This window comes from Paenibacillus tianjinensis, assembly GCF_017086365.1.
GTDB classification, from domain to species: Bacteria; Bacillota; Bacilli; order Paenibacillales; family Paenibacillaceae; genus Paenibacillus_AQ; species Paenibacillus_AQ tianjinensis.
Genome location: NZ_CP070969.1, coordinates 2746393 through 2760053, shown reverse-complemented (window position 1 = coordinate 2760053; position 13661 = coordinate 2746393). Strand labels below are relative to the sequence as shown.

Genomic DNA, 13661 nt, shown 5'->3' with positions numbered 1-13661 from the left:
ATGCCAAGCTGATCTTTCAAAAAAAGCAAAGCAGCAGACTCTATCCCTTAAATTTTTGATAAGCATATGCCGCAGCACCTAATGTACCTGCACGGCTGCCCAGCTCGGCCTGTAAGATGCTGCATCTGCCGCGGGGCAGCTTCAAGGCATGGGTGTTCACGGTTTCGCGCACAACGCCCAGCAGCCTGTCCCCGGCCGCCGCCATTCCTCCGCCGATTATGATTCTCTCCGGGTTCAGCAGATTAATCACATTTGCCAGCCCGAAACCAAGCAGTCTCCCTGTCTCATGCATCACTTCTAGTGCGAGCTCATCTCCATGGTCATAAGCCTCTGAGATCATTAATGCGGTAATCTGCCCGTTATCACCGTTCGTCCAGGACTGAATGACACTGGATTTGCCTGCTCCCAGCTTTTCTTTGAAGGTATTGACCATGCCTACAGCTGAGACATACCGTCCGAGACAGCCGGAACTGCCGCAGCGGCAGGGCCTGCCGTCTCTGTACATATTCATATGCCCAATTTCCCCAGCGCTATAAGTCGTCCCGTACAATACCTTTCCTTCATGAATAATTCCCGATCCCAGACCTGTACCGAGTGTAATCATCACCAGATTGCTGCAGTTTTTTCCGGCACCGTGCAGCCACTCCCCATATAAATTGACCCGCACATCATTATCAATATAAACAGGGAAGTCGTAATGCTGCTTCATTTCATTCACAATTTGTATTTGCTCCCATCCCGGAAAGTTCGGGGAGAAAATTGACAGTCCCTCTTCTGGGTTCAAAAGGCCAGGTATTCCCATCCCCATACATTCAATCTGCTGGAGATCAATGCCATTCCCTTCCGTCAGCTGTTTCACTGTAAACCTGATCCGCTCAAGTACATGTGCCGGACCTTCCGCTGCTTCAGTATGTAGGGACACTTCATCTACTGCGGTGAAGTCAGCATTGAATAACCCGGCTTTGATATTGGTTCCGCCTAAATCGACACCTATACTGTAACTTTTCATCGAACTCCACCTTCTTTTACTAGATCGGCCTGTGTCTATTCTTATTATGAGATTTCAGGCATAGAGAGGTTAGGATATTTATCGCATATTTATAGTATTTTCTTACGGAGTTCGCAAGGCAAAAAAATAAGGCAAACGGAGATTTCTCATCCGCCTGCCTTGAATAACTAACATATCTTTGTTAAGAGCCTGCTCCCTTATACCGTTTGACTCCGTAATTCCAGCTTATGAGTCCGATGCCCAGGAACACTGCGCCGACTACCGGTGTTAGTAAAGCCATGCTTCTCATCTCATCCCTGTGCAGGAACAGTGCCGCCGGATAGATTCCGACAAAAGCAAACGGAACAATCCAGGTAAGCAAGACCTGAATCGCCCGGTTGTAAATCGTTACCGGATAACGTCCATAAGTCTGAATATTGTACATCAGCGGCAAAATGCCGGTCGGCGCATCGGAATAGAACGACAAAGAAGTAAGGGTCGTATAGATCCCGGTATATATAGCAACCGCACTTAACGTCAGTACAAGCAATGCCGGAATCGTCCACCATTCGAAAGGCAGGCCGAGATTTGCGCCGCTGATCGCCATAATAATCAGTCCGATGAACGAACCGACCAGCGATGGCGGATCGACATTTTCCAGGAAAATCTGAAACAGATTATGCGCCGGACGCGTCAGGACACGGTCCATCTCGCCTTTAACAATGTATCGCTCGCTGAAGCCCCACATATTCACAAAGCAGCTGAAGACGCCAAAGGGCACCATAAAGAAGCCGTAGACAAACACTACTTCATTCTGATTCCAGCCGCCCAGCCTGTCCGTATGCATGAAGATAACTAGAATAAAGATAAAGTTGGTCGCCTGAAACAGCAGATCCGAGATGACCTCCACCCAAAAATCGGCACGGTAGGTTAACCGGGTTTTCAGATAATTTTTCAAATATTCAAATAATAATCCCAGGTAATACATTTCATCAACCTCCCTGCACGAACAGCCGCTTACGCGCCGCGTGGTATAGCCAGACAATAGGAATGATCAGTGCCAGGAACCAGAAGACCTGCACACCGAGCACATTCCAGATGCCTACCCCTTGTACCCGGCCCGTAAATACGGAACCCGGCAGGTAAGTTATGGCTTGGAAAGGCAACACGTGAAGCACAGACGACAGCCAGCCCGGAAACAGGCTGATCGGAACGATCAGACCGGAGAACAGATCTACGATTACCCGCTTCATCCGCATTACACCTTCATTGTTCTCGACAAAAAAGGCCGTCAGGCCTGTGATCACATTAATCTGCGAGCTGATCAGGAAGCTGAAGAAGAGCATGACCAGGAATCCAATCCAGGCTGAAGGCTCTGTCGGCAGCTGCACAGGAAACAGCAGGACCGCAATGATCATCCCCGGAATCATCAGCATCATGAATCGGAACAGTCCTTCGCCGAGTCCCTGCATCATTTTGACCAGCACGTAATTATACGGCCGGATGAACTGGATTGCGATGCTGCCGTCACGGATATCCGTAGAAATCTCACGGTCCAGATTGTTGAAATAAAAGGCCCTCGCCATCCAGGAGACAGCAACATAAGTTGTCATTTGTGCACCTGTAAAGCCGCCTAACGATTCACCGCCACCGTATATGGCCTTCCAGGTGAAATAATTCACCCCGATATTAAGGGTATAAATCAGAATACCAGAATAATAATTAATCCGGTAAGCCAGCATAGTCAGGAAACGGATACGGATAAAATCAAAGTAAGCACCAAGCAGCAGCCGTCGCCCGTTTTCCGGGGAATGGCCTGACGAAGAGCCTCCACCTGAGGTGGAGACAGCAGCCTTTAGAGCTTTAGACATGTGTGGCCTCTTTCTCATCCTGCAGGCCAGCGATCATCTCTTCCGGCTTCTCGGCAGATCCGGACTGATAAATGCTTCGAACAATCTCATCCGTATTCGTTTCGATAATTTTGATGTCGGTTATGTCCGCTTGACCGACAACGCGGGCCAGCACATCGGATACATTCAGCTCCAGCGGAATCCATACCTTGGCACCCAGCTCATTCTCAGCCGACCAGGACACGGGCATTCCGTCCGTCCACTGCACCAGCTGAGCAAGCTTAGTCGCTGTCCCGAATTGGAACTGCACCTCGCGTCCGGTTCCCCAGCGCTGCTTCAGCTCCTCAAGCCCGCCATCATAGATAATTCGTCCGTCATCCAGCATAATTACACGTGAACACAGGGCTTCAATATCCTGCAAGTCATGGGTTGTCAGCAGAATGGTAGTGCCATGATCACGGTTCATGTCTTTAAGAAAATCGCGGATCTCTGACTTCACGACGATATCAAGGCCAATGGTCGGCTCGTCCAGGAATATAATCGACGGATTATGCAGGAGCGCAGCCACAAGCTCACAGCGCATCCGCTGGCCAAGACTCAGCTTGCGGACCGGACGGTTAAGCAGCTCCTGCAGCTCCAGCCGTTCGACCAGCTCGTCCAGCCGTTTTTTGAAATCCTGCTCAGATACCCGGTACACTTTACGCAGCAGCTGAAAAGACTCAATAACACCGATATCCCACCAGAGCTGGCTGCGCTGGCCAAACACAACGCCGATATTCTGCACGAATTTCTCACGTTCCTCATAAGGAACAAAGCCGCCGACAGACACACTGCCAGACGTCGGGACCAGAATTCCCGAGAGCATTTTGATCGTCGTTGATTTGCCAGCTCCGTTCTCACCGATATAGCCGCAGATTTCCCCTTGGGGAATAGTGAATGAAATATCCTTCACTGCTGTAACTTCAGAATATTGCCGTTTAAACAAATCAGCGAAGGCCCCTTTGAGGCCCTCGCGGTTTTTTTGGACTTTGAAGGTTTTGCGCAAGTCCTGCACTTCAATTGCGTTCATAGAGTACCTCGCTAAGCTAAAAGTATGGTTCAGTTCTCCATTATAATGTACGGAATGGAAAAGCACTACCCTCTTTATTTGGCGACCCGGCCTTCAAAGAATTCAGGGTTCTTCACAGCCTCAAGATGGCCGGAGCGTGTTACTTTAGTCCGCAGGTACTTTTCATTGAAGACAGAGACATCACCCCAGAGCGGAATTCGCTTGCCGGTGTTCATCCCTGCTGCCTTTAGAGCTTCCATCTTCTTAGGATTATTAGTGATCAGAGTTACCGGTTTGCTGCGCAGATACTGCAGTACGCTGATCGCATCCGTATAGTCTCTGGAATCATCGGCAAACCCGAGCTCCAGATTAGCTTCCACAGTATCATAGCCTTCTTCCTGAAGAATATAGGCCATAGCTTTGCTGAACAGGCCGATCCCTCTTCCTTCATGGTTGGCCAGATAGAACAGCGCCCCGGAGCCATGCTGGGCAATCATCTTCATGGACTGGCGGAGCTGGAATCCGCAATCGCAGCGTTTGCTGCCAAAAATATCGCCGGTATGGCAAATGCTGTGCATCCGGATGAGCGCTTCGTCCGAATATTCAAAGTCACCATAGACGAGGACACTCGACTGCTGCCCGTCCGCAAGCTTCATGGACGACAACCGCGAAATAAGCAGTTCAGTGGCCTCCTTGGAATCCCCTTGAAGCAGTTCAGCATCAGTAGCTTTGATCCAGCTGTACCATTTAAAAGTGACGGTCTCTCCGTCCAGATTAACCGGCAATGTAATCGGTCCAACTAATATGTTAGTGTTGTCATCGTTAGTGATCCATTTGATTTTATTCTGCAACATAGAAATGATATCCGGTTTAATCATGATTGCACCGTCCTAAATTTTAATAATTTAATTTCTTACTAGTAACTATTTGTAAGTTAGTTTATCATTGTAATATAACTTCGTCAAGTTATAATATATATTTAAATAATTATAATTACTTATTGTAAGTTTATGATATAATGAATGCAGAGGTGATCTAAATGAATGAATTCGAGATGTGTCCACGCTTTGAGAAAGCGGTTGACGTGCTTAGCAAACGCTGGGTCGCATTGATCGTATTTGTATTGATGCAAGGCCCCCGCCGTTTCGGTGAAATCGAAAGCTGTCTCTCCAACCTCAGCGGTAAGGTGCTTTCCGACCGCCTGAAGGAGATGGAGAACGAAGGCATCATTCAGCGGACAGTGTATCCTGAGATGCCAGTGCGCATTGAATATTCGCTTACCCCGAAAGGAACGGCTCTTGCTCCTATTCTGGGGGAAATCGGAAACTGGTCTACGGATTGGATTGAGCTCGGTGTAAAACAGTGACGGCCGTCCCGCTAGCAAACAAGCGCCCTTTTTGAACCGGATTCCGGATCAAAGGGGCGCTTATTTGTTATTGTAATAATGGTAAGTATTCATTTAAATTTTTTCAGTTGAAGTCAGCAGGTAAATATAGTAATTTTAAAGCGTAATCTATTATAAATTGAGAGGTGGAGCTAACAATGGAAAAAATGTGCATGGACATGATGATGAAGAAAATGCAAGACTGCGATGAAATGATGACCATGTGTATGACTATGATGCGCGAAGGAATGCAAATTTCCAAGCAATCATGAATTCATAGGTTACCGTGAATCCGTTAAATTCACATTAACCGGATATTCGCAAGTCTTGGCAGAGCAGACCAACTGCATGCCATTTTTTATATTGAGTCGGCCTGTTTATCTAATCTTGATGTATCGCTCCTGAATCTGCTTCGCTATTGTAATCCGCTCCATCTTCAGCTCCCAGATCCGCTCTTTCCACCGGTAACTATCCTCTGAACCTTCATTCTCTCTAAGCCTGTCAAACAATACCAGCAAATTACGATTAATATCATCGAACCGGTTCCACAGCTCCCGGACATTCTCTTCTCTTCTGTATTCTTCCGAGGTCGCCTTAACGTTCTTCAAACTCTCAATGATGTCAGCCTGCCACTGTCCATCGTTAATAGCTTTGGCATAGTTTAGAAGATCCAGATAATCATCGACTGACATGTGTACCGACTCCTTCACCCATTTATACCGAGTATTATACTAGGTATTGTAGATATTGCAATAGTACTTAAGGAGAAACTGCCATTCTGCACAAAAAAAAGCGGACATCTAAAATGCCCGCAGTGGTTTGGTCTATGGATGTTTACCCTTAAGCTGGCTGCTTCATTCCCGAAAGCACCTGTAATGCTCCAATCAGTTCATCCAAACGCTCAAATCCGGCAACCACTTGATCCACAATCGTCTTTTGCTCTTCTACACTGGCAAGGATTTCCCGCGAGGCGGCCCTGGACTCCTTGGTCACCGCGGATATGGAGTCGACTTCGCCAATGATCACACTTGAAGAGTTAGCCACATCAATAGATTTCTCCGCTGCTTCCTCTGCCTGTTTAACCACCTTTACAGCAATATTCGACAGCTCACGGAAGACCTCCTCCGATTGCTTGACCGTTGATTCACTGCACTCAATCATTAGCTTGCCCTGCTCTATCTGGTTTGTCATTTGCATAACTTTATCTCTCAGATTACCTAAACGCCCGGTTATTTCTTCTGCTGATTGATTAGAATGCTCTGCCAGCCTGCTCACCTGGGCGGTTACTACATCCCAACTCTGCCCATGACCGGCAGCACCCGCCGCCTCCATAGCAGTATTCATTGCGAGGCGATTGGTCTCGGAAGCCATCGATTGAATCGTCTCAACAATGGAGCCAATACTAATATTCTGTTCATTAAGCTCCTCTACCGCAGATGTAATATTATCAATCATCGCACTGATTTCAAGTATGCTCTGTGATAACAAGGTGACCTGCTCATTTCCGCGTTCAACAGTCCGTGCTGAAGCATTCGACAGTTCGCGCATCATGCTTGAATTATCCGCTACTGTTTGAAGGGCCGTACCTGCAGCGCTAATGGCTTCTGAGATATCGCCGACGCTGGCTGCCTGGATTTCAATCCCTTTGGTCATCTCGGCAAAGCCCATTGTCAGTTCGCTGGTGATGTACCCTGTGGTGATCACATTCCTTTGCAGCTTCTGTTTAAAAGCCCCCATCTCTTGAATCGAGTTTCTCATTTGTTCCAGCAGTGTCTCCATCCTTGCATTAGCCGCTTCAGATTCCGATGTTTGTATGAATACTTTCTTGTTAAGCTGACGGAAGAGGATAGACACCACAAATACTATAGCCAGCGGAATAAACAGCTTTAGATTATCTCCCCATTGGTACGGAGTCGAATCGGTGACAGCAGGATGTATCCTGAAAACATTCAATTGGATGAAGCTTACTATACAGTAGACCAGCAGCGGGCCATATATTGGATATAATAAAAGCAGCAGCGCAAACGTGAGTATCGTAATTATTTCTGGCTGCGTTAGGTTAGCATACAGGATCAGGAAGGATGAAAAGATAGCAACGAAGTATGGAATCTGCCGGGTGGCAATCTTTTTCTTAACCGCACCGATCAGGAGTACATTCACAACTATACTTAGCGTGACAGCGATAAGTCCAGTTATCATCCCTTCCGATACCATAAGGAATATTGAGGCCAGTACAGAGATGAGTAATATAAAGTAGGCCACCATCTGATTCCGCCTGGCAATTAGATCGGTCTCAAATATACGATAATTAGATGAGGTGCTTAATGTCTGCACAGATTGTTTGTGAAGTCCCCCCGGAATTTCCTTATCCATTTTCTCTCACCCCTTCATCTTTATACAAATTTTATATCGGTAAAAGCAGTCTTCCTATTTAGCTGACAAACCGGAAGACAACAAAAAAGCAAGGACAGATGTAATGGATCCGCCCTTGCTTTATGTTAATTTATGAATTTCTGATGATGAATTACATTAATTTCTTAATATCATCCTTAATCTGTTCGGATTGGGGTCCAAATACAATTTGCACTGCACCTTGACCCAGTCTCATCACACCGGAGGCGCCAAGCTGCTTCAGTGCGGCATCCTTGACTGCTTTTTCATCGTTCACGTTCAGCCGCAGTCTTGTGATACAGGCATCAATGGTGCGGATGTTGGAGGGGCCACCGATATTTTCCAGTATCTTTGCAGCTCTTGATGACGAGGTCCCGATGGTTCCGCCAACGCTAACTTCTTCAAATGTATCGTCAATATCATCTTCGCGTCCTGGTGTCTTCAGGTTGAACTTCACGATAATGAAGCGGAACAATACGTAATAGAGAACGAAGAAAGCAAGACCGACCGGAATAAGAATCCAAGCATTGGTAGACTGCTTTATATGAAGGAGATAGTCAATCAGACCTGCTGAAAACCCAAAACCCAGCTTGACATCAAGCACATACATCAGCAGTCCCGCAAACCCGGTAAGAATGGCGTGCACCAGATAGAGCAGCGGCGCCACGAACATAAAGGAAAATTCCAGCGGTTCAGTAATCCCAGTCAGGAAGGATGCGATCGCCGAACCGATGAAGATCGAAGCAACCAGCTTGCGTTTATCCGGCTTAGCGGTATGAATGAATGCCAGGGCTGCACCAGGCAGCGCGAACATCATAATCGGAAAGAAGCCTGTCATGAACATCCCTGCGGATTTGTCTCCGGCAAAGAAACGGGTAAGATCACCATGCACTACTTCTCCGGCGGCATTGGTAAAGTCACCGATCTGGAACCAGGCAATTGTGTTAATGACATGGTGCAGGCCGATTGGAATCAGCAAACGGTTGGCCGTACCGAAGACGAATGCGCCAATTGCCCCGAGGCCTACAACCCAGTTACCGAAATCACTGATTACATCCTGAACCGGACTCCAGATCATTCCGATAAATACAGCCAGGACCATCGTTGAAGCTGCAGTAATAATTGGAACGAATCGTTTGCCGGCAAAAAATCCGAGCCAGTCAGGCATTTTGACATTATGGTATTTCTCGTAAAGGAATGCTGCCCACGCACCGGCAAAGATCCCGCCAAGTACACCCATGTTCAGTACAACATCATCGTTAATAAAGGAAAACTGCAAGGGAACAATCTTCAGCACATTAGTGAGCACCATGTAAGCAATCAGCGCTGACAAGGCAGCTACAGCATCACCGGCAAATCCGATGGCTACCCCAATTGCGAAGATTAAGGCTAAGTTCGAGAAAATGGCTCCTGAGCCGGCGTTTAGGAAAGGGGCTACATATTGATTCAAAAATCCGCCAACGGCACTCCCTAAATGGAAATCCTTTTCGTAGTCAATTAATCCGAATCCTTGAAGAATACCTGCCGCAGGTAGTGTAGCTACCGGTAGCATCAGAGACTTGCCTAACTTTTGTAAAAAAGCCAACATAATAAAATCATCTCCTCGATTTCATAATTGATAAGTTGTAGGTGTTATCATTGAGTAGCTACTTTTAAAATGAGACCCGCTCCTGCGGTGCACTGTCCGTATAGGCATTCAACCTCTGGCGGAGTTTCCTCCATGCTCGTTACAATGACCGGTGAGATTGCGGATAACCCTGCAGATCGTATAGCCTCAAGATCAAATTCAATTAAAATCTGACCGGCTCTTACTGTGTCGCCCGTAACCACATGACTCTGAAATCCGCTCCCCTTCAGGCTGACCGTATCGATCCCGATATGCAGCAGCAGCTGCATTCCGGAAGCGTGTTCAAGAATGAGTGCATGACCCGATTTCACAATATGGGCAACCTTACCGTCAAAAGGCGCCAACAGCTTGCCTTCCGCAGGCTCTATAGCGAGTCCCTTACCCATGTGGCCTCCGGCAAAGGTCTCATCGGGAACTTTAATTAACGGAACAGCCTGCCCGCTGATAGGCGCTGCAATTTCGATTATATGTCCAGTACGCTGCTCTTCTTTTTTGGATCTCCATTTGGAAAACATCCGCACCACTCCTCCCGGGCTGCTATTTATTCTTTTCTAAGGTTTGGAATAGCCGGTGCAAGTGCATGGCCAGGAAGCATAATTCCTCTTCCGGAACCTCCACGTCAAGTTTGCTCTGCATGACCTTTCCGAGTTTTTGCGCCAGCTTATATTCCGCTTTATATTCTTTTTTAATATGCTTCACGAACGGATTGTCAATGAGCGACCCTTGCAAAATCCGTTCCAGGCTAAACCGCAGATGGATCATCAGCCGCACATGGTTCATACTGCCTTGCGCAAAATTGATCTTACGCTCTGTCCGGATCAGATCAAGCAGTTCGTTAACAATGTTCGAAGCCTTCACCACCTGGCCCACGGGTACATTACTCACCGCGGAGTAGACATGATAGGTGAGAAAACCTATCTCATCCTCAGGAATCTGCACTTTGAATTCAGCGCTGATTTTCTCTGCTGCATTGGAAGCGATCTCAAATTCTTTGGGAAACGTCATTTTGGTTTCCTGTAAAAATGGATTAATGATATCCATTCCGCTTCTCAACCGGAAGATCGTAAATTGGATATGACTCGGGAGCGCCAAATAGATCTTGTCGTTTAACTTGCCGGGAAACTGAGAGGTGATATCCCCGATAATCTCATCCGTAAATCTCATTACTTTTGGATCAATGTCCTCAAGCAAAATCTGATACTGGCTCCATTCCTCCCGGTCTTCCAGGCGGAACAGTTTTTCGATCCGATGATCATTGCTATCAATCACTCCGGCATCTTTCACCGCAAAACCGATGCCTTTGCCGATAATGACATATTCCTTGCCGTTCTTGCTTCTCTGGACCATAACCACATTATTCCCAATCACCCGTAATACTTGAAATTGTTCGATTTCCCGTGACAAGTTCTCCCTCCTCCCCTTAATTCGAAGATTTTTGCATAAAAAAGAGCCAAGAACCGTTCCATATGATTAATGGAGACAATCCTTGGCTCATGCCCTTTTACGGTAACACGCCATTCGTTTGTTGTATAAATGATCATTTATGAGACCATCATAAATCATAGCTCATATTTGAGTCAATGGTAACTTTATAAAAGTCAAGCCGAGCCCTTCTCTTATCCTTCTGCCGGCCTGATTAATCTGCACATCCGGGTTACAACATCCTGCAAGATAACCGGTTTACTCATGAAATCGGAGGCTCCGGCTACAAGACATTTCTCCCTGTCTTCCTTCATGGTCTTGGCGGACACCGCTATGATCGGCAGCTCCGTCAGCAGCAGCTCTTCACGGATAATGGAGAGTGTGTCATAACCATCCAGGTTCGGCATCATTATATCCAGCAGGACAATATCCACCTCAGGCTGCTCTCTGAGAATTTGCAGGCATTCGAAGCCGGTCTGTGCTGTAAGGATGTTCATATCATAGGGGGCAAGCCCGTTCTGCAGGGCAAAAATATTACGCGGGTCATCATCTACGATCAGCACCGTCCGGCCATGCAGCTTAAGATGCTCCTTCTCGAACATGATGTTGTCATTCAGTGCAGCAACCTGCTCACTCGCTGCTGCAACGGGCGACAATGCTCCCAGTGGAATTAAAGGAATATCCGTCTCCTCTTGCAGGTAAGGAAGGTACAGTGTAAAGGTGCTCCCTTTTCCTTCTTCACTTTGCAGTGTGATATGTCCGCCAAGCAGCCGGGCCAGCTGAAGTGAAATGGACAGCCCAAGTCCTGTTCCCCCGTATTTACGAGCAGTGCTCCCGTCAGCCTGCCTGAAAGCTTCAAAAACGAGTTCACGGTTTGCTTCAGAAATACCGATACCACTGTCTATTACCGCAAAAGCCAGCATCCGCTCCTGCTGATAGTCTTGAGCAGCGAAGGGATTCTCCGCACAGCTTATCTTCACTTGAACAAAGCCATGCTCTGTAAATTTAAAAGCATTGGACAGCAAATTACGTAAAATCTGATGCATCCGCATCTCGTCTGTGAAGAATAAGTCAGGTACATCCTCTTCAACCTGGACCGAAAAATCCAAGTTCCGTTTCGCTGCTGTTTTGTCAAAGTAACCTGTGAGCAGCGCGGGGAGTTCAGTGAGATTAACGGCGTCCATCTCCACCTGCATTTTGCCGGCTTCAACTTTAGAATAATCCAGGATGTCATTAATCATGGCGAGTAAATCACTCCCGGAGGAATGAATTACCGTAGCATACCCCAGTTCTTCTTCGCTTAATGTGTTACTGCGGTTCTCAATGAGCAGCTGGGACAGAATCAGCATACTGTTAAGCGGTGTGCGCAGTTCATGGGACATATTAGCCAAAAATTCACTTTTATAGCGTGAGCTTAATTCCAGCTGTCTGTTATATTTATCCAGTTCAACGGCCGCATTCTCAGCGACAGATTTCTGGATTTCAAGCTCTCTGTTCAGAACAAGCAGTTCGTTCGTATGGTTCTGCAGTTCTTCTGCTTGAACCTGCAATTCCTCAGACTGAACCTGCAATTCCTCGGATTGTACCTGAAGCTCCTCATTCATCACCTGAGAATCATGATAGAGTGATTGAATCTCGCTGCGGGTGATCACAGAATTCAAGGAGACGCTCATGGTCTTAAGCAGCTCTTCCAGAAGTTTCAGATGATAAGGAGCCCACTTCGTAAGTGATGCAATTTCCAGAACGGCTAATGTCTTATTCTCAAAAATGACCGGTGCAATCACCGCAAACCGCGGTGCGGTTCTGCCGAGTCCCGAATTGATACTGATATAGTCCTCCGGCAAATTCTCGATGAACTTGACTGACTTATCAAGGGCACTCTGTCCGACAAGTCCTTCACCAGGGTGAATTCGATCGGCACCGAACGAGGCATCTTTATCGCTGCTGCCTGCATAGGCGTACATCCGCTTATATACTTCTTCTTCATGATTCAGAACATATATAGCACTATATTGGATCTCAAAAATTTTTGACAGCTTATTCATAAAAGTTTGAGTCATTACTGAAAGATCTGTTGTTTCCTGCAGGATGAGAGACATCTTAGCCAGCTGTTCTGCACTCCATTGATCCTGCTGAACCTTATCGAGCAGCCCGTTAGTCGCTTCACCAAGTTCATAAACTTCATCTAAAGTCTTTACTTTAATCCGTTCAGACATGTTGCCGCCGCCGGCGATATTGTTAATGGCCTGAATCACATGCTGTAATGGTCTTACGATGCTTGATGAGAGCAGATGTGTTATAAGGTAGGCTAACAGAGCAACTAGCACCCACAAAATATACATCGTGTTAATAAGCTTATGATTCCCGTTCTTCAGACTCTTAATGCGTTCACTGGTAAGCGTTCGTTCTTTATCCCGAAAATAATCAGATTGTGTGCGGATTGAATCTATAATAGTTTTCCCTGAATCCTCCTGAAAAAACGCAGCGACTTCTGCTTCACGGCCGTTTTTCTTGAGGTTGACCACATATTGGCCAGCCAGTGTAACCCACTTTTCGATACTCCCTTTGATATTGTCCAGATTCTGCAACTGCTCCGGATTATCTGCAATCAGGGGCTTCAGTTTCGAGTAATTCACATCCCACGCGGATAGACCATCGTTATAGGGGTCCAGATAAGTGCTGTTTCCGGTAAGCGCATATCCTCTTTGTCCCGTTTCCATATCCAGCACATTTTTTTCTATCTGATATGTAAGCTCGTGAATCCTAATATCGCGATCACTCAGGTAGACAGTTTCTTTCTCCAAATCAGAGATCCGATTCGAAACAATCATTAAAAACAGGCCTAACATTACTAAAATTACGATATAGCCAAGCGCGATTTTGCCTCGAATATTCAAGCTCCTAGCCTGTTTATTAAGCAAAGGTTCAACCTCCATCTGGCTTGCCAATAT

The 13661-nt window shown here is 46.7% G+C and carries 12 protein-coding genes; 1 reads left to right on the top strand and 11 read right to left on the bottom strand.

Features of this window, described 5'->3' with window-relative positions:
* Positions 1 to 40: 40 nt before the first annotated feature.
* From JRJ22_RS12195 to JRJ22_RS12175, 5 genes are all read right to left on the bottom strand, one after another.
* On the bottom strand, positions 41 to 1009 hold the full coding sequence (locus tag JRJ22_RS12195; protein ID WP_206104682.1) for an ROK family protein: 969 nt from the start codon (positions 1007 to 1009) through the stop codon (positions 41 to 43).
* A 181-nt stretch (positions 1010 to 1190) separates the two neighbouring features.
* Positions 1191 to 1976, bottom strand: coding sequence for an ABC transporter permease (locus JRJ22_RS12190; protein WP_206104681.1), 786 nt, complete (start codon positions 1974 to 1976; stop codon positions 1191 to 1193).
* Between the two features lie 4 nt (positions 1977 to 1980).
* Entirely contained in the window at positions 1981 to 2775 is a 795-nt protein-coding gene (locus JRJ22_RS12185) for an ABC transporter permease (RefSeq protein ID WP_206105106.1), read from the bottom strand.
* Between the two features lie 76 nt (positions 2776 to 2851).
* On the bottom strand, positions 2852 to 3907 hold the full coding sequence (locus JRJ22_RS12180; protein ID WP_206104680.1) for an ABC transporter ATP-binding protein: 1056 nt from the start codon (positions 3905 to 3907) through the stop codon (positions 2852 to 2854).
* A gap of 74 nt (positions 3908 to 3981) precedes the next feature.
* Positions 3982 to 4764 (bottom strand): GTP cyclohydrolase II, encoded by a 783-nt coding sequence (locus tag JRJ22_RS12175; protein ID WP_206104679.1) that lies wholly within the window; start codon positions 4762 to 4764, stop codon positions 3982 to 3984.
* A gap of 161 nt (positions 4765 to 4925) precedes the next feature.
* Here JRJ22_RS12175 and JRJ22_RS12170 point away from each other — a divergent pair, with 161 nt between their 5' ends.
* On the top strand, positions 4926 to 5252 hold the full coding sequence (locus JRJ22_RS12170; protein ID WP_054940433.1) for a catDE operon transcriptional regulator CatR: 327 nt from the start codon (positions 4926 to 4928) through the stop codon (positions 5250 to 5252).
* A gap of 395 nt (positions 5253 to 5647) precedes the next feature.
* Here the strand turns inward: JRJ22_RS12170 and JRJ22_RS12165 are convergent, their stop codons facing one another.
* From JRJ22_RS12165 to JRJ22_RS12140, 6 genes are all read right to left on the bottom strand, one after another.
* On the bottom strand, positions 5648 to 5962 hold the full coding sequence (locus JRJ22_RS12165) for a hypothetical protein (RefSeq protein WP_206104678.1): 315 nt from the start codon (positions 5960 to 5962) through the stop codon (positions 5648 to 5650).
* A gap of 148 nt (positions 5963 to 6110) precedes the next feature.
* Positions 6111 to 7643 carry a methyl-accepting chemotaxis protein gene (locus JRJ22_RS12160; RefSeq protein WP_206104677.1) on the bottom strand — a complete coding sequence of 511 codons (1533 nt, stop codon included), beginning with the start codon at positions 7641 to 7643 and terminating at the stop codon, positions 6111 to 6113.
* Positions 7644 to 7794: 151 nt separating this feature from the next.
* Positions 7795 to 9249, bottom strand: coding sequence for a PTS transporter subunit EIIC (locus JRJ22_RS12155; RefSeq protein WP_206104676.1), 1455 nt, complete (start codon positions 9247 to 9249; stop codon positions 7795 to 7797).
* A 47-nt stretch (positions 9250 to 9296) separates the two neighbouring features.
* Positions 9297 to 9803, bottom strand: a complete 507-nt coding sequence (locus JRJ22_RS12150) for a PTS sugar transporter subunit IIA (protein WP_206104675.1) — start codon at positions 9801 to 9803, stop codon at positions 9297 to 9299.
* Between the two features lie 22 nt (positions 9804 to 9825).
* Positions 9826 to 10692 (bottom strand): PRD domain-containing protein, encoded by an 867-nt coding sequence (locus tag JRJ22_RS12145; protein ID WP_206104674.1) that lies wholly within the window; start codon positions 10690 to 10692, stop codon positions 9826 to 9828.
* 212 nt (positions 10693 to 10904) lie between these two features.
* Positions 10905 to 13541: a CHASE3 domain-containing protein gene (locus JRJ22_RS12140; protein WP_332461396.1), complete on the bottom strand. Its 2637-nt coding sequence runs from the start codon at positions 13539 to 13541 to the stop codon at positions 10905 to 10907.
* Between the last annotated feature and the right edge of the window lie 120 nt (positions 13542 to 13661).